The 967-nt window shown below is 33.1% G+C and carries 1 protein-coding gene; it reads left to right on the top strand.

The window, feature by feature from the left end; translation table 11 throughout:
* Positions 1 to 95: 95 nt before the first annotated feature.
* Positions 96 to 275, top strand: a complete 180-nt coding sequence (locus ACODR7_RS21525; RefSeq protein ID WP_488842322.1) for a hypothetical protein — start codon at positions 96 to 98, stop codon at positions 273 to 275.
* Positions 276 to 967: the final 692 nt, after the last annotated feature.

The raw sequence follows: 967 nt of genomic DNA, 5'->3' as shown, positions 1-967 counted from the left end.
GTAAATATACGGATAGACTGCAAGCATACCCTACGGGAAACCGTAATCATTGATTTTGAATTGTTTGTATATTCGGACCTTATTAAAATAATTATATGAAACAATACGTAGACTACACCGTTATCGAAGCAGACGATATTAAAAATTTGATTAAATTAGTAAATGAAAACATTCAGCTAGGATGGCAACCTCAAGGCGGAATTTGTGAGGGTGGAACTAATGAAAAATATAAATTTTTCCAAGCAATGAGTTTTATTTTACAAAATAAGCAATAACACATTACGTTACGGATTCCCGTAATTTTAATTCATTTTAATTCGTATATTTGCAATGTCAATTAGCATAGGACAAGCAATGAATTATGTTATTAGATAACAAATCTGACTAATTTGTAAGTTCACGTTCAAACAATAAAATAAACAAATAAAAATATTATGAACATAAAAACTTATTATGAAAAGAAGACAGTTGCAGGAAGAAAGAAATAAGTGAACTATAATCTAATAACAAAGATATAAGCCCTCCCTATCCCGATAAGGAGGGCTTTGCTTTGCCCATTTTGGGAAACTCTGTTTAGGCAGGGGGTCGCCTTTACAATAGAGAAAACAGATCCTCCATTAATTCATTGTAAAGCCATGTCGAAAAAACAAATGCTAATTGACGGGGTTCCATGTGAATTGATCTTCCGCAAAAGCCGAGTAGTCAACGGCAAGAAGATTGTTTACAAAAAACCATTCCCAATGTGGGTCCCTATCGAAAGATAGATAACTCATATTAAACTATGAGAGTCATTCGGGGACTCTCTGTTTTATTTAAAGCAAATACCGTTCCTATTTAAAAACGCTCTTGCGCACTTCTTATCATAAACCAGCATATTCTTTCTTAGCATCAAAACTAGGGCAAGCTTTATAGACATTGGGAAAATCCCTATGTCCTTGAATTTTAGCTTTAGGAAATTTTGATTTTA

The organism is Chryseobacterium sp. FG46, assembly GCF_057809135.1.
The sequence above is the reverse complement of the archived record's forward strand: the minus strand, read 5'-3'. Positions and strand labels throughout refer to the sequence as shown.